15 protein-coding genes and 1 pseudogene are annotated in these 18,931 nt (G+C 61.1%); 10 read left to right on the plus strand and 6 right to left on the minus strand.

Translation table 11 applies throughout. The features are described from left to right. A pseudogene (locus ACQKRQ_RS23895) lies at positions 1-203 on the minus strand (hypothetical protein); the annotation flags it as partial. 559 nt (positions 204-762) lie between these two features. Between ACQKRQ_RS23895 and ACQKRQ_RS23900 the strand changes: the two are divergent. From ACQKRQ_RS23900 to ACQKRQ_RS23930, 7 genes are all read left to right on the plus strand, one after another. Further along, positions 763-1,752, plus strand: coding sequence for a CobW family GTP-binding protein (locus tag ACQKRQ_RS23900; protein ID WP_427479822.1), 990 nt, complete (start codon positions 763-765; stop codon positions 1,750-1,752). 24 nt (positions 1,753-1,776) lie between these two features. After that, positions 1,777-2,280: a DUF1097 domain-containing protein gene (locus ACQKRQ_RS23905; RefSeq protein WP_427479824.1), complete on the plus strand. Its 504-nt coding sequence runs from the start codon at positions 1,777-1,779 to the stop codon at positions 2,278-2,280. 25 nt (positions 2,281-2,305) lie between these two features. Continuing rightward, positions 2,306-3,049 (plus strand): nitrile hydratase subunit beta, encoded by a 744-nt coding sequence (nthB, locus tag ACQKRQ_RS23910; protein ID WP_427479826.1) that lies wholly within the window; start codon positions 2,306-2,308, stop codon positions 3,047-3,049. 33 nt (positions 3,050-3,082) lie between these two features. Further along, entirely contained in the window at positions 3,083-3,724 is a 642-nt protein-coding gene (gene nthA, locus ACQKRQ_RS23915) for a nitrile hydratase subunit alpha (RefSeq protein ID WP_408179760.1), read from the plus strand. Positions 3,725-3,726: 2 nt separating this feature from the next. After that, positions 3,727-4,074 carry a nitrile hydratase accessory protein gene (locus ACQKRQ_RS23920; RefSeq protein WP_427479828.1) on the plus strand — a complete coding sequence of 116 codons (348 nt, stop codon included), beginning with the start codon at positions 3,727-3,729 and terminating at the stop codon, positions 4,072-4,074. Between the two features lie 84 nt (positions 4,075-4,158). Continuing rightward, on the plus strand, positions 4,159-5,214 hold the full coding sequence (locus ACQKRQ_RS23925; RefSeq protein ID WP_132379814.1) for a HoxN/HupN/NixA family nickel/cobalt transporter: 1,056 nt from the start codon (positions 4,159-4,161) through the stop codon (positions 5,212-5,214). Between the two features lie 55 nt (positions 5,215-5,269). After that, positions 5,270-6,274 carry a GlxA family transcriptional regulator gene (locus ACQKRQ_RS23930; RefSeq protein WP_408179758.1) on the plus strand — a complete coding sequence of 335 codons (1,005 nt, stop codon included), beginning with the start codon at positions 5,270-5,272 and terminating at the stop codon, positions 6,272-6,274. A 113-nt stretch (positions 6,275-6,387) separates the two neighbouring features. Here the strand turns inward: ACQKRQ_RS23930 and ACQKRQ_RS23935 are convergent, their stop codons facing one another. Both ACQKRQ_RS23935 and ACQKRQ_RS23940 read right to left on the minus strand, forming a co-directional pair. After that, entirely contained in the window at positions 6,388-6,654 is a 267-nt protein-coding gene (locus tag ACQKRQ_RS23935; protein WP_243658403.1) for a DUF3331 domain-containing protein, read from the minus strand. Positions 6,655-7,324: 670 nt separating this feature from the next. Continuing rightward, positions 7,325-8,005, minus strand: coding sequence for a response regulator transcription factor (locus tag ACQKRQ_RS23940; protein WP_132381217.1), 681 nt, complete (start codon positions 8,003-8,005; stop codon positions 7,325-7,327). A 231-nt stretch (positions 8,006-8,236) separates the two neighbouring features. Between ACQKRQ_RS23940 and ACQKRQ_RS23945 the strand changes: the two genes are divergently transcribed. From ACQKRQ_RS23945 to ACQKRQ_RS23955, 3 genes are all read left to right on the plus strand, one after another. After that, positions 8,237-13,831, plus strand: coding sequence for a trifunctional serine/threonine-protein kinase/ATP-binding protein/sensor histidine kinase (locus ACQKRQ_RS23945; RefSeq protein ID WP_427479831.1), 5,595 nt, complete (start codon positions 8,237-8,239; stop codon positions 13,829-13,831). A gap of 208 nt (positions 13,832-14,039) precedes the next feature. Then, on the plus strand, positions 14,040-14,408 hold the full coding sequence (locus ACQKRQ_RS23950) for a response regulator transcription factor (protein ID WP_427479833.1): 369 nt from the start codon (positions 14,040-14,042) through the stop codon (positions 14,406-14,408). 252 nt (positions 14,409-14,660) lie between these two features. Then, positions 14,661-15,236, plus strand: a complete 576-nt coding sequence (locus ACQKRQ_RS23955) for a hypothetical protein (protein WP_427479835.1) — start codon at positions 14,661-14,663, stop codon at positions 15,234-15,236. 150 nt (positions 15,237-15,386) lie between these two features. Here ACQKRQ_RS23955 and ggt read toward each other — a convergent pair whose 3' ends face one another. The 3 genes from ggt to ACQKRQ_RS23970 all read right to left on the minus strand — a co-directional run bounded on the left by ggt (position 15,387) and on the right by ACQKRQ_RS23970 (position 18,928). Then, positions 15,387-17,024, minus strand: coding sequence for a gamma-glutamyltransferase (gene ggt / locus ACQKRQ_RS23960; RefSeq protein WP_427479837.1), 1,638 nt, complete (start codon positions 17,022-17,024; stop codon positions 15,387-15,389). A 63-nt stretch (positions 17,025-17,087) separates the two neighbouring features. Next, positions 17,088-17,984: an ABC transporter permease gene (locus tag ACQKRQ_RS23965; protein ID WP_132379807.1), complete on the minus strand. Its 897-nt coding sequence runs from the start codon at positions 17,982-17,984 to the stop codon at positions 17,088-17,090. Next, complete coding sequence (locus tag ACQKRQ_RS23970) at positions 17,984-18,928, minus strand: ABC transporter permease (RefSeq protein WP_132379805.1); 945 nt, start codon at positions 18,926-18,928, stop codon at positions 17,984-17,986. The genes ACQKRQ_RS23965 and ACQKRQ_RS23970 overlap by 1 nt, the downstream gene beginning before the upstream one ends. Positions 18,929-18,931 lie beyond the last annotated feature (3 nt).

The following is an 18,931-nucleotide window of genomic DNA, read 5'->3' on the forward strand; positions in this document are numbered from 1 at the left end:
CGCGCGGTGAAGCGCGCGGCGTTCAACGGGTTCTCGACGATTTCCTCGCACGCGAACGCGACGCCAGGCGAGTACGCCAGCGCGAGGTCGCGCTGATTGATCATCTGCTTGGTCGGGGCGATCGCGATCTTCCCCGGGGTGGGGAACTCGTGGTAATCGAGGGCGGCTTCGCGAATGTTCTGTGCGGCAGTCTTGTTTGTCATTCTGGTGTTACTCGCAAACTATGATCGGTACCGTTGGATATCGAATGCATCAGCAGTCGCCATTGAACGTATAGCTGGTGGGCAATGCATGAAGGTGCCGCCTGAGACATCGCATGTGGGTCAATGTACGGGGAACTCGGAAGTGGGAAGTAATAGCTTATCCGCGGGAGGCACGTTATGACTTCACCGAAAATCACTTGTTTATTTACTTTCAGTGAAAACTGACATCGCCTTCTGAGAGCGGAACAGCCGTAGGCAATGCCCGTTATTGCTGAATCCGCGCTCATTAGCGTTTTCCAGAGTCGTCATCGCCACCGCAGCGCATAGCTACCGAACATTGCGCACCGTCGCAGGGCATCGAATCTCACACCTGCACCAGCGCTTGGCATCGGATTCATGCCGCCTGATCGCACCATGTTGTCCTCAATGTCCGCCTCGGACAAAAACAGCCACATTTCCCGTGCATTCGGGACAAGCTGATTTCCTGCACAGACGGATGACGGCGACAGGCCTGGTACTCGCTCTATTGAGTCAGTCTCGATCAGCAACGGACTCTCTCATGACTCGCACACCCACACCGCTCAAGCTTCCCGTCACTGTCATCTCCGGGTTTCTCGGCTCGGGTAAAACCACTCTCGTCAATCAGTTGCTGCAGCAACGGGCGCCGGGATCAATCGGCGTGGTCGTCAACGAATTCGGCGAAGTCGGCATCGACGGACAATTGATCGTCGCCGAAGAACAGGCGCTGGTCGAAATCAATAACGGCTGCGTGTGCTGCACGGTGCGCGCGGACCTCGTCGATAGTGTGAAAGCGCTGCTGGCGCGTTCGCACACCGGCACGGCCCCCATGCAGCGCCTGATCGTCGAGACATCCGGACTCGCCGATCCGGCACCGGTCCTGCAAACGTTCCTCGCCGATCCCGACCTGCGCGAAGCCGTGGATCTCGAATCGGTCGTCACCGTGGTCGACGCGCTGCATCTGCGCCGGCAACTCGATGACGACATTGCGCGCGAGCAGGTGGCGTTCGCCGACGTCATTCTGATCAACAAGCTCGACCTGATCACGGAAGACGAGCTAGTCGCCGTCCAACGAACGATCCGTTCTTTGAATCCAACCGCCGCCATCATCACCTCGACCCGCTCGCAAATCCGCGCGGACGCTCTGCTGGGTGTGCGCCGCTTCTCGCTCCCCACGCTGCTCGCGATCGAGCCCGATCTGCTCGACGAAGGCGCTCACGACCACGAACACGACGTGTCGATCCAATCGTGCGCGCTGGTCGAAAAGGGCGACCTCGATGCCACGCGCTTTAACCGTTGGATTAACGAACTCGTACAAAAGCAAGGCCAGCAACTGATGCGCATGAAAGGCGTCCTCAACTTTCACGCCGAAGCGCGACAGTTCCATTTCCATAGCGTGCATATGTTGCTGGAAGCCAAACCCGGACGCGCATGGCAGAAGGACGAGCCGCGCGAGAACAAGTTCGTGTTCATCGGCCGCAATCTGGATTTTCCACGACTACGCGAATCGTTTCTCAGCTGTATCCACTAGCCAACTTATCTCGAGGAGTCTGCAATGAAAAAGACTGATGCGCTTACCGTCAGTATCGGCGTGCTCGCCGTCGTCGACACCTACGTCACGGCAACGGTGTTTCCAGTCCCCGTCTGGGTCACGTTTATCGCGTGGGCATCGTTCTTCGTGGTCGGCGGCGGTCCGCGCGGCTTCGTGCAGAGCGTCGCGTCGAATCTCACCGGCCTCGTCATCGCGTCGCTCTCGTTGATGGCGATCGCCAGTAGCGGCACGGCCCCGCTCGCCGCAGCGATCTGCGTCGGCGTCGGAAGTGCGGCGATGGTGCAGGTGTCGAAACTGAAGCTGCTGAATGTGCTGCCCGCCGTCGTGTGGGGCTTCGCTTCGACGGTCGGCACCACAGTCGCCACCGGTAAGGCGATTACCACGGTCGGTATCCAGAACCCCGCGTTGGTGGCTGCCGCCGCGCTCGTCACCGGCGCCGTCTTCGGCATCGTCTCCGAAGCGTTCGGCGAAGCACTAAGCCACAAGGCTCAGCCTCAACTCAACTGACCCCCCACTTCAGGAATCGCACGTCATGAAACTACAGCACAGCCTTGGCGGGCTCGAAAACCTCGGACCCGTCAATGTCGAGACACGGGTTTTCGTCGAGCCGTGGGAGAAGCGTATTTTCGGCATTCATACGGTGATGATGGCGGAAAGCAGGCATCTGTCGGACGCATTGCCAAAGTACCCGGTGGCGACGCTGCCTACCACGTTCAGGAATACGTGGACCTGGGCGTCGCTGCGCACCGGCGCCGAAGGCATGCAGCCGTTCGAATACTTCAAATACCGGTACTACGAAAAGTGGCTGATGGGGATTTCGCAATTCTTCATCGATCAGGGTTATGTATCGGCCGACGAGCTCGCGCAGAAGACCGCGCATTACCGCGCCCAGCCCGATGCGCCGTTGCCCGCGCAGCCGAATCCGGCCATTGCCTCGCAGATCAACGACTACCTTGCAAAAGGCGATTCGGGGCTGAACGCACTGACGCAGACGCCGCGCTTCGAACCCGGTGCCCAGGTGTGCATCGCCGATCCGGCCGCCGTCGATCACACGCGTTTGCCCGGCTACCTGCGCAACAAGCGCGGTGTGATCGACTTCGTCTATCCGGGTGCCTACTCCTACTTCGTTTCGACAGGGCCAGATGGCATCGGCGAGCCGATGCCCGTCTATCGCGTTGCATTCAAGGCCGAGGACATCTGGGGCAAGGAAAAGAGCGAGCCAAACACGACGATCTACGCCGACCTATACGAAGCGTATCTCGATGCATCGAACTGAATCTCTACACCCATCACCTGGTATGGAACCAACATGAGCGAACTTTTCAAATACGACGACGAGCGCGAGGCCGCGAGCGCGGCCAAGGTACGGGCGCTCGAAGCGCTTCTGATCGAGAAAGGAGTGCTGGGCAGCGACTCGGTCGATACCGTGCTGGCTCATTTCGAAACGATGGCTGGCCCGTTCAATGGCGCGAAAATTGTGGCGCGCGCGTGGATCGATCCGGCGTTCAGAGAACGCCTTGTCGAAGACACGCCGAAGGCGATTGCGGAAATGGACTTCCCGGCCGGGATGGAAGGCGCGGAAGGCGAACACATGGCCGCAGTCGCCAACGGCGACGGCGTTCACAACCTCATCATCTGCACGCTCTGCTCCTGCTATCCCTGGCCTGTGCTGGGTCTGCCGCCCTATTGGTACAAGGACCCGGTGTTTCGCGCGCGCGGCGTGCGCGAACCGCGCGCCGTGCTGAAGGAGTTCGGCGTGCCGGTTTCGGACGAGACAGAAGTCAAGGTATGGGACAGCAGCGCGCAAATCCGCTGGTTCGTCATCCCGGAGCGGCCCGCGGGCACTGAAGGCATGAGCGAAGCGGAACTGGCCGCGCTCGTGACACCCGAAGCGATGATGGGTGTGGCGCTGGTGCCCTCGCCTGACGCATCGCCTCGGCCGGCGGTCTGATCATGTTTACCCGGTTCGAGGAATATGCCGCCTCCAGCATGCTTGGACATCCGGACTCTCCGCCGCGCATGCACGGCAAACTGCTGTTCGACAAGCCATGGGAGCGGCAGGTATTCGGGCTCGCGCTTTCGCTGTCGAAGGCGGGGCACTTCGAGTGGGAAGACTTCCGCCAGAATCTCATCGAGTCGATCGCGGAATGGGAAGACGGATACTGCGCGGGGCAGCCACCGTGGGACTACTACGAGCGCTTTCTGCTCGCCCTCGAAAAGACCGTGACGCAGGCTGGGGTGCTGTCGGCCGCAGACATGGCGTCGCTGAATCTGCGCGCATTGCGTCCGTCCAGCGACTGAGCCGTGCCCTTGCGTCCGGCGTTCAGACAAGGGCACGAGAATGCTCGCCATATCGCGTAACGAAGTTTCATCAGGATATCTATCATGCTCAAGCAACTGTCCAATGTACTTACCGGATCCGATCCTCAGGTCCAGCGCAAGCTCTTTGGCATTTACGGCCTGCTGCTGGTAACTAATGCCGCCGCGTGGATCTGGGCGTTCGTGTCGTTCTGGGACCACCCGGTGCTGCTTGGCACCGCGTTGATCGCCTATGGACTAGGCTTGCGCCATGCGGTCGATGCCGATCACATTGCCGCGATCGACAACGTGACCCGCAAGCTGATGCAGGAAAAAAGGCGCCCTGTCGCCGTGGGCTTTTTCTTCTCGCTCGGTCACTCGACCATCATCGTCATCGCCTCGCTCGCGGTCGTGGCGGTCGCAAGCGTGCTGAGCACACGCTTTGCCCAATACAAGGAATTGGGCGGCCTGATCAGCACGTCGGTGTCGACAGTCTTTCTGTTCGCAATAGCGTTCCTGAACCTGCTGATTCTGAAAGCGATCTTCCAGGCATGGCGCCACGTTCGCGCAGGCGGTGCCTACGTCGACGACGACTTCGACATGTTGCTAGCCGATCGCGGCTTTCTCGCGCGGATTTTTCGCCCGATGTTTCGGCTCGTCACGCGCAGTTGGCACATGTTCCCGCTTGGCTTTCTGTTCGGACTGGGCTTCGACACCGCGACTGAGGTGAGCTTGCTCGGCATGTCCGCGTCGCAGGCTTCGCACGGCATTTCGCCATGGGCGGTCATGGTGTTCCCGGCGCTCTTCAGCGCGGGAATGTCGCTGGTGGATACGCTCGATGGTCACCTGATGCTTGGGGCCTACGGCTGGGCCTATCTCAAGCCGATTCGTAAGATCTACTACAACATGACGATCACACTGGTGTCGGTCGCGGTCGCGCTGCTGGTCGGCACGATCGAGGCCTTGGGCCTGATTTCTGACCACTTGAAGCTCGAAGGCAAGCTGTGGGATGCTATCGGGACGCTGAACGACAACTTCGGCACGCTGGGCTACATCATCATCGGCATCTTCGCCGCGAGCTGGCTCGTATCGATGGTGCTTTACCGAACCCGGCGCTTCGACGAACTCGAGGCGAGCCGCTAGGCGAGCGCATGCGGCATGCGTCGCGCCAGCCTCGGCTCCATTTTGACTGACCCCTATGCGCAAGATCACCGTCGGAATGGTGCTGTTCCCCGGATTCCAGCTGCTCGATATCGCCGGGCCCAAGGACGCCTTTGCGGAGGTCCGCATCCTCAGTCAGGGAGCCTGCGAATACGAAATGCTGACGATCGGCACGACGCGCGGTAGTGTGCTGTCTTCCAGCGGGCTCACGGTAATGCCGGACCGGACCATCTTCGATCCGTGTCCGCATTTCGACACGGTAATCGTGCCCGGCGGCCTTGGCGTATTCGAAGTACTCGAAGACTCGACGCTCAGCGAATGGCTCGCGAAGCAGCACAAGAGCACGAGGCGGATCGCCGCTATCTGCAACGGCGTTTTTGCTTTCGGCGCCGCCGGCATGATCGACAACCGTACGGTCACGACCCACTGGATGGACGCCACGCGTCTTTCGTCAATGTTTCCGAAGGCGAAGGTCGAACCCGACCAGATCTACGTAAAAGACAGCGGCCTCTACACGACCGCAGGCGTGACCGCCGGCATCGATCTCGCGCTGGTCATGATCGAAGAAGACTTCGGCAAGCAAATGGCGCTCGACGTCGCAAAGTATCTGATCGTATATGTGCGCCGCGCGGGCGGCCAATCGCAATTCAGCCCCCTGTTGGAAACCCAGGCCGCCAGCGATTCCCAGATCCAGTCAATTCAGCAGTACCTGCTCGACAACCTTCATCTGAATCACACGACCACGTCGCTTGCGCGCCGCCTCAAAATGAGTCCGCGCAATCTGTCCCGCATCTTCACCAAGGAATGCGGCGTCAGCCTCATCGCATTCCTGAACGACGCGCGCATCGATGCGGCGCGCCGCTACCTCGAAAGCACCCGCCACCCGATCGGCGAAATCGCGAAGCGTTGCGGCTTTGAGAGCGCGGATACGCTTCGGCGTACGTTTAGCCGCCGGCTTCAGATCAGTCCCGCCGAATATCGGCAACGCTTTCGCTCCGGCGATCCGGTGAACGACGGGGCCGCTGCTCTGCGTCACCGATGACGAAAGCGATAGCTAACCGTGCGAAATGCGCGTGATCGTCGAGACGCGTCCGGTTTCAAGTTGAACTGTTTGTCGCCAAACCCTGGCGCGCACTCTGCGACGGCCCGCGCGTCTCAGCCACGTGTGCTGGCCTTGCGCAGCTCGCTGGCCAGAATCACTGCTTCGCTGTTGAGTGGTTTGAACGATCCGCGGATTCGGGGACGGTAGACCGGGTCGCCCTTGCGGATGCGCTCGCCAGACAGGGCGCAACGCGCCGCCGCGGGAGCGAAGCATAGTGCCCAGATTTGCTCCTCGTAGTTGCAACGCGTCGGGTCGTGCCAGCGCAATGCGAAGAGCGAATTGGACAGTTCCTCCACGATCGTCACAGTATAGGTACGCACGTCACCGCCCTCCGATTTACGCGAATTGAGCGGCTCACCCCCCAAGCGGGAGCGACCGCACAGGTCCGAGGACTCCGCATCGGGTCTGGCGGAGAAAAAGAGTGACCGATGGCTGCGAGCGTCGTCGTCCACGGGTTCCGAACCTCGGGCGCTGAAGTAACCCGGTCCGGCCGAGGCGATGAGGGATGTTCACGATCGTTTGCGATCCTTAGCAAAGAGTGAGGCAGCGGCCGAGCAACTCCCGACTTTGCGGCTACTGGATGCATATGGCGGAGAAGTCGACGGTACGGCGATAAATGGTCCTCCCTAGCCACGGCACGAACGTGTACTCGCCGTAGGAGTTGCTCCCGATATGGATCCAGCTGCGTAGAACATATGACACGATGATTCCTTGGGGACGTTAAGAAGCGAACCGGTCGGGCGGCCATCCGAAAGCGCCATGGGGTCGTCGGGCCGAACTGCGAGCTTTGCGCTGCAAGGAGAGCAAGCGTGCCGCGATAAGAGAAGGGTAGATTTAGCCGGAGGGCGAGTCTACTCTACGGTTGGATATACCGATGCCGCATTAGCGTAACCGGCTTATACGGACGTATAAGTGCGGTAAGGAGATTTCACTGAGCTTGCTGCGTCAAGCGAATCTCCTGTTGAGCGGCAAACACGGGCAGATCCGCGCTCAGCACTGACGGCCGTCGGGCAGACAGGGCTTGATACCAAGCGATTCGGCCTTGCGCACGAGGTCTGGCATAGAGCGCGCGTTCATTTTTCGCATGACCTGTCCACGGTGCACCTTGACCGTGATTTCGCTCAAGTTCATCTCAGAGGCAATCTGCTTGTTCAGCAGGCCGGACAAGACAAAGCCCATCACCTCTTTCTCGCGCGGCGAAAGAGACTGGTACGCAGCGCGTAGACCGGCTAACGCGGCTTCCGCAGCGAGCCGTTCGCTGTCTCGCGCCAAGGCGTGGGCAACTGCGTCGAGCATGTCCTGGTCTTTGAATGGCTTCGCAAAAAAATCAAGCGCGCCAGCCTTCATTGCCTTCACCCCCATCTCGATGTCTCCATGACCGGTCATGAATACGACGGGAATACGCATGCCGCTATTGACGATTTCCTGGTGAAAAGCCATGCCGCTTTTCCCGCGGAGTCGCACGTCGAGGATGAGGCAGCTCGGTCCTGCGGAATGAGGAAACTGGAGAAATTCGTCCGGCGACTCGAACGTTTCGACGCGCAAGCCTACCGAGCGCAAAAGCAGGTCAAGGGCCAGACGGATTCCTTTGTCGTCATCGACGACGTAGATGACGGACGCGTCGGTTGTTTCGGATTTGTCCGTCGTTCGGCGGGTCGGTCTAGTGGTCATCTTGACACCTTGGGAAGCCGGAATGCGGTCGCACCCCACTGGCATGGACCCATTTTCAACTTGCCAATGCTTCTGCGTCTCATTGGCAACCGAGTAAACTAATTGTAAATCGTTGCCGTCGTCACGTGATTATTTTGGATGTGGCCAACGTCCGTGCAGGCATGGACCCCATTCAACAGCGGAATGCAACGTGCAGGTGTCGGGCCGGGTCGCGGCAGACAAGGGGGGACAATGATAGTCGCGAATTGTCAGACCATTGATCGGGTCTACGTGACGGCGGGCTCGGACCTCTACCGTGCCCGACGCTTGACAGATGGGCGGCCGGTGCTTCTGAAGCTCCTTCCCGAACACGCCGGCGCAGTCCAGTCCGCTCGTTTCAAGCTCGAATATCTGCTCCTTCAAAGGTTGAACATTGCTGGCGTTGCCAAGCCGCTTACCCTGATCGATGACCGCGGACGCCTGGTATCGGTTATGGAAGACTTCTCGGGCGAATCGCTCGAGACAATTTTGTGCCACGGCCCGCGCCCGGACCTGCCTCGCTGCCTCGCTATCGCCCATCACCTGGCCGATGCATTGGCGGGCGTCGATACCGCCCACGTCATCCATCGAGATCTGCGGCCGGCCAATATTCTGGTCGCGCCAGACACTGGCCATGTTCTGCTGGTGGATTTCAGCCTCGCAACGACCCAGGAACACACCGTCTCGCAAGAGGACATTGTCGTATCCGTGGGCGAGTGGGCGTATATGTCCCCCGAACAAACCGGCCGCATGAATCGGCCGGTTGATTACCGGACCGATTGCTATTCGATGGGCGTGTTGCTCTATCGCATGCTGACCGGTCAGTTGCCGTTCCAGGCGAGCGATCCGCTGGAATGGACGCATTGCCACATCGCCCGTATGCCACCGCCGCCGTGCGATATCGCGCCCGCGGTGCCGCAACCGGTGTCCGACATCGTGATGAAGCTGTTGGCCAAACTACCGGAGGATCGCTATCAAAGCATGCGTGGCGTGCAAGCCGATCTTGACCGCTGTCTGGCGCAATGGTGCGCCTCCGGCCGGATCGAGCCGTTCCGGCTCGGCACGGACGATCTATCGGATCGCTTCCAGATTCCACACAGACTGTACGGGCGCGATCAGGAATTGAATGCGCTCCTCGGTGTATTCGAACTCATGGCGGCCACCGGCCGGGCGGCGCTTGCCACCGTATCCGGGTACTCGGGCATCGGCAAGTCGTCGCTCGTCGACACCTTGCGCAAGCCGATTGTCACGAAGCATGGCTACTTCATTTCAGGCAAGTTCGATCAGTACCAGCGAGACATTCCGTATGCCACCCTTACGCAAGCGTTTGGCGAGTTGGTGCAGCAACTGCTGGCCGAAAGTGCAGCACGCATCGCCAGCTGGCGACAACAACTGCAGGCTGCGGTCGGGGTCAATGGCCAGCTTATTCTCGATGTGCTGCCCAAAGTCGAGTTGATCATCGGCACCCAAGCTCCGGTACCGGCGCTGCCGCCGGCGGAGGCACAAACCCGGTTCCGCCTGGTCTTCCGGCAATTCGTGACCGTGTTCACGAGCAAGGCACATCCGCTAGTCCTCTTTCTGGACGATCTGCAGTGGATCGACGCCGCCAGCCTGGCGCTCGTCGAACACCTGCTCACTCACCCAGACACCTGTTATCTGATGCTAATCGGCGCGTATCGCGACAACGAAGTGAGCCGAGCGCATCCGCTTATGAAGAGCCTCGATGCGATCCATCACAGCGGCACGCCGGTGATCGACATCCAGCTCGCGCCGTTGTCCGCCGTGCATCTGAATCAGTTGGTCGCCGATACGCTGCATGCGCCACACGCGTCCTGCGGGCCGCTCACACAGCTCATTTGCGAACGCACCGAGAGCAACCCGTTCTTCTTTATCCAATTCCTGGATGCGCTACACAAGGAGGGGTTGCTGCGGCGCGATGCACAGATTCAGGCATGGCAGTGGGACCTGGAACAGATCAAAGCGAAAGACTTCGCCGACAACGTCGTCGATCTGATGTTGCGCAAGTTGCGGCAACTGCCGATCCCGGCACAGGAAGCGCTGCAGCTGGCCGCTTGCCTCGGCAACAAGTTCGACCTGCGGATTCTCGCGCGGGTCAGCGGCCAGGCCGAACTCGAGCAGCAACTTGCGCCTGCCGTGCGCGAAAATTTGATTCTGCGCACCCATGGCAGCGGTAAGTTCCTGCACGACCGGATCCAGCAAGCGGCTTACTCACTGGTTCCCGAAGAGCGCCGCAGTGAAGTACACCTGCGCATCGGTCGCGTGCTCCTCTCGAACATGACGGCCGACGAGCTCGCCGATCATCTGTTCGATGTGGCAAACCAGTTCAATCGGGGCGCCGCGCTGATCAAGGCGCCTGAAGAATGCGAGCGTATCGCTGAACTCAATCTCAGCGCCGGCATGCGTGCCAAGGCAGCGACGGCCTACGCATCGGCACTGGCCTATTTCACTGCCGGAGACGCACTGGTGACAGAGGATGGTACGAACCGGCACGATGCGCTCACGTTCTCGCTCGGCTTTCAGCGTGCCGAATGCGAATTCCTCAACAGCTACCTGACGACGGCGGAACAACGGCTGTCGATGCTTTCAAACCGCGCCGCAAACCTCATCGATAAGGCCGCCGTCGCGTGCCTGCGCATGGCCCTTTATATGAACGCGGGACAAGCCGACCGCGCCGTTGAAGTGAGCCTCGAATATCTCCGTGCCGTCGGCGTTACGTGGTCGGCGCACCCGCGGAAGGAGGAGGTGCAGCAGGAGTACAAACAACTGTGGCAACGGATGGGCAGCCGCTCGATCGAGCAGCTCCTCGAATTGCCTCTGATGACCGATCCCGTGTGCCGTGCCACCCTGGACGTACTAACAGCCGTCCAGCCGCCCGCCCATGCCACCGACATGAACCTGTATTGCCTCGTCGCCGGTCGCATGGCGAATCTGAGCCTCGAGCATGGCAATAGCGATGGATCGGGATTCGCCTACGTCATGCTCGGCATGACCCTCGGGCCGCAATTCGGTGATTACGAGGCTGGATTTCGGTTCGGCAAGCTCGGCGTCGATCTCGTCGAGAAGCACAGGATGGATCGCTTCAAAGCTCGCGTCTACGCCGGCTTTGGCGCCTTCATCGTGCCCTGGACGGCGCACATACGTTCGGGTCGAGCCATACTGCGGCTCGCCTTCGACACGGCCAACCAAACTGGCGACCTTACGTTTTCGGGCTATTGCGGCAACAACCTGATCACCAATCTCCTGGCTGCTGGAGACCCACTCGGCGATGTGCAGCGAGAAGCCGAAAGTGGCCTCGAGTTCGCACGCAAAATGCGGTTCGAATTCGTCGCCGACGTCATGACTGCGCAACTCAGGCTGATCAATGGACTCCGCGGTCTGACGCCCGAATTCGGCTCCTTCAACGATGCCGCGTTCGACGAAGACCGGTTCGAGCAGCATTTGGCCGCAGATCCAGGGCTGGCACTTGTCGCTTGCTGGTATTGGATTCGCAAGTTGCAAGCGCGTTTCCATGCAGCTGACTACGCTTGCGCCATCGCGGCGGCATCGAATGCTGAACCGTTGCTGTGGGCGTCGCCATTCTGCTTCGAGGTGGCGGAGTATCATTTCTATGGCGCGCTGGCGCGCGCAGCACACTGCGATTCGGTATCGGCTGACGAACGACCCAGGCATCTGGAGGCGCTGTCCGCTCACCAGAGGCAGCTCGAGACGTGGTCGAACAATTGCCCCGAGAATTTCACGAACCGCGCCGCGCTGATAGCCGCGGAGATTGCTCGACTCGAGACGCACGACCCCGACGCCATGCGGCTTTACGAACAGGCCATTCGTTCGGCACGCGAGCACCACTTCGTCCATAACGAGGCAATCGCTTATGAGCGCGCATCGGCGTTCTACCGGACGCGTGGATTCGAGACTATTGCCGACACATACATGCGAAAGGCGCGCGACTGCTTTGCGCGCTGGGGCGCCGACGGTAAGGTCAGACAGATCGACGCGCGCGCGCCGCAACTGCGCGAAGAGCCGGCTTCATCGGCGGTCACTGCATTCGGTAGTGTCGAGCAACTGGATCTGCTATCGGTCACCAAGGCCTCCCAGGCCATCTCTGGCCAGATCGTGCTCGAGGATCTCGTCGACACGCTGATGCACATCCTGCTTGAAAATGCCGGGGCTCAGACCTGCCATTTGCTGCTCGCACGCAACGAGAGTCTGGTCCTCGCGGCGGAAGCGAGCGTCGAGCAGCAGACGATCCAGGTACGGCGGCATCTGGGCCGGGCGCGGCCCGCACAGGCGTTGCCGGAATCGGCCGTACGCGAATCGGTGCTGCCCGCGTCCATCATCAATTACGTGCGCCGCTGCCAGGAGCGGGTATTGTTGACAGATGCGATGCAATCGAATCCCTTTGCGGCAGACGACTACTTTGCCCGCCGGCGACCGAAGTCGGTATTGTGCCTGCCGATCATGCGGCGCTCTGCGTTGATCGGCCTGTTGTATCTGGAGAACAACCTGGCCACGCATGCTTTCCCTCCCGAACGCGTGACCGTGCTGGAACTGCTGGCCTCGCAGGCTGCGATCTCGCTGGAGAACGCGCTGCTCTACGCCGACCTGCAACGCGAGAACAGCGAGCGCAAGCTGGCCGAGGAGGAGCTACGCCTGCGCGAAGCACGCATCCGGCGGCTGGTCGAATCGAACATCATCGGAGTGTTCTTCTGGAACGTGGCCGGTATCGCCACCGACGCGAACGACGCGTTTCTCCGGATCGTAGGTTATTCGCGACAAGATCTGCTGTCCGGCCATGTCCAATGGGCCACCATGACACCTCCGGAATATCGCGCCGCCGATGCGCGGGCGATTGACGACCTACGGCAGCGCGGGAGTTCCCCGCCCTATGAGAAGGAATATATTCGCAAGGACGGCAGTCGCATCCCGGTTCTGGTCGGCGGCGCGCTAATCGAGGGCTCGGAGGAAAACGGCGTGGCGTTCGTGCTCGACCTGACCGAACAGAAGGAGGCCGAGGCGGAACTCGCAGCGCGGCGGACCGCGGCCAAACAGGCAGAAGAGCAGTTGCAAGCGTTGCAGGTGGAACTGGCTCATGCAACTCGCGTAACAACGCTTGGGGAACTGAGTGCATCCATTGCACACGAAGTCGGCCAGCCGCTAGGCGCGATCGTGACCAGTGGCGAAGCCTGTCTGCGATGGCTCGGCCGCGGGGAGTCGCAGCCGGAAGAGGTGCGGGCCTGTGTGCAGCATATGATCGGCGAAGGTAGGCGCGCGAGCGAAATTGTCCGGCGTATCCGCACGCTCACCAGGAAGGCTGCCCCGCGGAAGACGCCGCTGCAACTCAACGATGTGATCAATGATGTCGTAGCCCTGGTTCAGCGCGAAGTCCTGAATCATCGCGTTTCGTTGCGCCTCGAGCTTGACTCCGGGCTGCCTGCGTTGCTCGGCGATCGGGTCCAGCTTCAGCAAGTGCTCATCAATCTGGTCATAAACGGTATCCAGGCGATGGCTGACATCGGCGGCGACTCACGTGAACTACGGGTCGAGTCCCATCGGGATAGCGATGGTCACGTCGTGGTCGCCGTACAGGATTCTGGCCCGGGGATCGATCCGGAAAGCGCAAACCAGCTGTTCGACGCATTCTTCACCACGAAGGCCGAAGGGATGGGCATGGGGTTGTCGATCTGCCGTTCGATCATCGAGGCCCACGGTGGACAAGTGTGGGCGTCCAACAATGCCGGGCACGGGGCCATTTTCCAGTTCAGCCTGCCTTCGATTAGCGAAGCGTCCTGAAGGGCGATCCGGCGTGATAAACAGGACAATAATTGGTAATGGTCGAGAGCAAGATCGAGACGCATCCGGATCGACGCTACGCTTATGACCCGTTTATACATTCGTATCATTTCCGTGCTGCGGCTTCCGAGCTACGATTGATTTGAGTCGCATGCCACACGATTTCGTCTGGCACGCTCCGCTTTCAGTGTGTCGAGGCCCGTCGCTTGTGTCTTCTCAAATTGTTTCCATCGTCGACGACGATGAGGGTGCCCGGGTGGCGACCGCGAGTCTGGTTCGTTCGCTAGGGTGGCAGGCGCGAGTGTTTGCATCGGCGGAAGAATTTCTGGAGTCGGGGTCAGTCGGCGAAACGTCATTCCTGATTTCGGATATACGGATGCCGGGCTTGTCCGGAATCGAACTGCACGACCATCTTCTGGCCCTCGGGTACGCCATTCCGATCATTTTCACCTCGGGATTCCCGACTGACGCCGTTGAGGCCAAAATCCAGGCCAGAGGTGCGCCCCCTTTCCTCGAGAAGCCCGTTGACGCCATCACTGTCGAGCGATTGCTCAATCTTGCGCTGGGTCGGCCATAGCGCGTTCGCAGTTCGTCAGGAGATTGCCGTCGCGCCGGGCCACGCAATCCGGTCGCTCACAGCTTCAGTTCCCCTGCTTCGTCAGGACGATTTTCTTCGCCTTCCGCCATCACGCGAGTTATACGCGGGTATGAGATTCCTATCTACATGCACCGGCGTTCGAACCGTTCGTAGAATGGTTTCGTGTGGCTCGCACCTGTACATTGTTTTCAAGGCCAGTGTGCGAGCACGATGCACCTGGCATGGTCAGTCTTGTTTATCACCAGTTCGTTCGATCAATACGCGAACTTAAATCCGGTTTCTCGACGATTGACGCTCACGGTTTGTCTCGCGGCCTTTGCCGTGGATCTGCTGCGCGCATCGCGGCCCATGCTGTCAGCCGGTGGTGGCCGCCGCACTTGCGGCATATCTGAAGGAGGAGCAACCGATGATGACCGTCGTGCTTATCTACATGTCCGGCTTCCTCGTCGTCGTGGCCGCTTTGCTTGTCGCAATGATCAAGACCACCGCGCGTCCAAATCGTTGAAACGAGGAAATGTCGTATCTATCCGCCGCCGTTATTCGCATCTGCGTGATTTGACCACGCACATGTTCGATGTTGTGGAGGTTGTCATGTTCATCCAGTCCAACCAGATAGCACTGCCTTTTTCGTTCGAACTCGACCTGTGCGCATGGGCAAACGCCGTGTACGAAGAAGCCGTCGGAGAAGGCTTCATTCGCGTGCCCTGGGAGCCGGACGATGCGATCGTGCGGCGATTGCAGGCTTACTTCCACAGTGGCCTGTCGCCTGCCGAAGCCGCGAGCGCGTGTTTCTGTCTGAACCACTGATGATCGCGCCTGACGCTGAGCCTGAGACCGCCCGTCTGTCCAGCCCGATCAAATCGTACACGGATGCGTGGCATCGTTGAGCCCGAGCCTCGCAAGGGGCGGGTCGCCACCTGCGAGGCTCAGGCATCTTGTACGGCACGGCTGCCAGGATCAGAACCCGGCGGCCAGCCCGTCGCGCCGGGTGTCGCTCGCGGCGACATAACCGCGCTCAGGGTCGTTGCGATCGAGCTTCCAGATGTACTGTCCCGAGCCGAAGTCCATATACGGATCGTCGACCGACTTGATCGTATGGCCGAGACCCTCGAGAGCACGCACCGTGTCCTCATCGAGCGTCGCTTCGACGTCAACCGTGAAGTCGCGATTGACCTTCCAGCGCGGCGCGTCGCACGCGGCCTGCGGCTGCTGACCGTAGTCGAGCATGCGCACGATCGATTGCAGATGGCCTTGCGGCTGCATGTCGCCGCCCATCACGCCGAAGCTCATCACCGCTTCCTGGCGACCGTCGACCTGCTGGGTCAGGAAAGCAGGGATGATCGTATGGAACGGTCGCTTGCCGCCCTCGACCACGTTCGCCGACTTCGGATCCATCGAGAACCCGTAGCCGCGGTTCTGCAGCGAAATGCCGGCGTCCGGCACGACGATGCCCGAGCCGAAGCCCATGTAGTTCGACTGGATGAAGCTCACCATCATGCCGCGCTCGTCGGCCACCGACATGTAGATCGTGCCGCCCGCCTTCGGCATGCCGAAATCGAACTGCGTGGCACGCTTCGGGTCGATCAACTTCGCGCGCGACTTCAGGTACGCGTCGTCGAGCATCTGTTCGGGCGTGACCTCCATCGAGCGCGGATCGGCGACGTACTGGTAGACGTCGGCGAACGCGAGCTTCATCGCTTCGATCTGCAGATGCTGCGATTCGATGCCGTCAACCTGCAGCGCGCCCACGTCGAACTGTTCGAGAATGCCGAGCGCGATCAGTGCGGCAATGCCCTGGCCGTTCGGCGGAATTTCGTGCACCGTGTGGCCGCGATAGTCCTTGCTGATCGGCTCGACCCAGTCGACGCGATAGTTGCGCAGATCGTCCATCGTGAGCGCGCCGCCACCCTGGCGCGAAAACGCGGCGATCTGTTCGGCGATCTCGCCTTCGTAGTACGCGCGCGGGCCCTGTTCGGCCAGCTTGCGCAGCGTCTTCGCGTGCCCGGGGAAGCGCACCAGTTCACTCACTTCCGGCGCGCGGCCACGCGGCATGAACGTCTCGGCGAAGCCCGGCTGGTCCTTCAGTTCCGGCACAGCGGCCGCCCACTTGTACGCAACGACGCTCGCCACCGCATGGCCGCGCTCGGCGATTTCGATCGCCGGCTCCATCAGGTCGGCGAACGGCAGCGTGCCGAACTTCTGATGCAGCGCCTCCCAGCCGGCGATTACGCCCGGCACCGTCACTGCATCCCAGCCGCGCTTGGGGTGCTTCGCGAGACCGTTTTCCTCACCGTACTTACGTTTGAAGTAATCGACATTCCACGCGGCGGGCGACACGCCCGACGCGTTCAGCCCATGCAGCTTCGCGCCGTCCCAGACGAGCGCGAACGCGTCACTGCCGAGGCCGCACGAAACCGGCTCGACGACCGTGATCGCCGCTGCCGCGGCAATCGCCGCATCGACGGCATTGCCGCCTTTCCACAACATCCGCAAGCCGGCTTGTGCGGCAAGCGGGTGGGACGTCGAAACGATGTTGCGCGCGAACACGGGCAAACGGGGTGTTGGATACGGGTTTTGCCAATTGAAACGTGTCATTGAAAAACTCAAACGAGAGTAATGAGGGGGCCGTCGGCCCATCGAGGCGGTGACGGACTCGGGTTACGACTCGCGCGGATCGAGCGCATCGCGCAGGCCGTCGCCGAGCAGGTTGAAACCGAGCACGGCCAGAAAGATCGCGATGCCCGGAAAAATCGACATCCACGGCGCCTGACTGACAAAATCCTTCGCGGTGTTGAGCATCGAACCCCACGACGGCGCCGGCGGCAGCTGGCCGAGCCCGAGAAACGACAGGCTCGCTTCGGCGATGATCGCGGTCGCGATCGTCAGGCTTGCCTGCACGATGATCGGCGGAAGCACGTTCGGCAGGATGTACCGCACGATGATCCGCGCGTGGCCGAGGCCGATTGCCCGCGCGCCTTCGACGTATTCCTCGGCCTTCACGGTGATCGCCTGGCCGCGCGTCAGCCGGACGAAGCGCGGCATCGCGGAGATGCCGATCGCGGCCATTGCGTTGGTCAGGCTCGGTCCGAGGAACGCGGCGAGCGCGATGGCGAGGATCAGGAACGGAATCGACAGCAACGCATCGGCGATTCGCGAGATCACTCCGTCGACGAGCTTGCCGAAATAGCCGGCCAGCAAGCCGAGCGGCACGCCGATCACGACCGCAATGCCGACCGACACGACGCCCGCCAGCAGCGACGCGCGCGCGCCCCACAGCAGACGGCTCAGCACGTCGCGGCCGAGTTCGTCGGTGCCGAACCAGTGCACGGCAGAAGGCGCCTGCCGCACGGTCATGAAGCTCGCCTGCACCGGGTCATAATGCGACAGCCACGGCGCGAATACCGCCATCAGGACGATGAGCAGCACGAGCGCCGCGCCGAACACGGCGGCGCGATTGCGCATGAACTTCGCGATTCCACGACGCTTGCGGCGCGGCAGTGCGGTCGTCTGCGACGCAGCGGCCGACGCGTGAACGGGGTTGGCGGAAGTAGCCATCAGCTGCGTCTCAGTCGGGGATTGAGGAGGACGTACAGCACGTCGGCGCACAGGTTCACGACGATGAAGCACAGCGCGGTGACGAGCACGACACCCTGCACGACCGCGTAGTCGCGATTGAACACGGCATCGACAATGAGCTTGCCGAAGCCGGGGATCGTGAAAACCTGCTCGGTCAGCACCGCACCCGCGAGCAGTTCGCCGAACAGCAGCGCGAGCACCGTGACAATAGGAACCAGCGCGTTGCGAAAAGCGTGCTTGACGACGACGGTGCCGCGCAGCAGCCCCTTGGCACGCGCGGTCCGAATATAGTCGGTGCGCAGCACGCTCAGCATCGCGCTGCGCGTGTGGCGCATCAATTGCGCGCCGAGCGAGGCGCCGAGCACGAACGCGGGCATCAACATGGTCTTGATGCTGAGCCAGAAGTCTTCGGCCGGCGACACGTAGCCGGACGACGGCAGCAGGTGCCAGCGCACCGAGACGATGAAGATCAGCATGATCCCGAGCCAGAAGTTCGGGATCGACATGCCGGACAGCGCGAAGATGTTCGCGCCGTAATCGAGCGCGCCGCCGCGGCTTGCGGCGGAGATGACGCCGGCCGGAATGCCGATGCCGATCGCGAAGATCATCGCCATCGCCGCGAGCTGCAGTGTGACCGGCAGCTTCTGCGCGATCAGCGACGTCACCGGCACGTCGGTGCGCAGCGACGCGCCGAGATCGCCGTGCACGACGTCACGAACCCACAGTGCGTACTGCGTCGGCACCGGTTCGTCGAGGTGGTACTTGACGCGCAACGACGCGATCAACTGTGGATCCTGATCTTCCCCGGCCATGGCCATGACCGGATCGCCGGGCAGCAGCTTCTGCAGGCCAAAGATCAGCATCGACACGAGAATCAGCGTCGGAATGGCGACCAGCACGCGATTTGCAATGATCTGCAGCATGAT

The organism is Paraburkholderia sp. NPDC080076 (genome assembly GCF_050281145.1).
Lineage (GTDB): Bacteria > Pseudomonadota > Gammaproteobacteria > Burkholderiales > Burkholderiaceae > Paraburkholderia.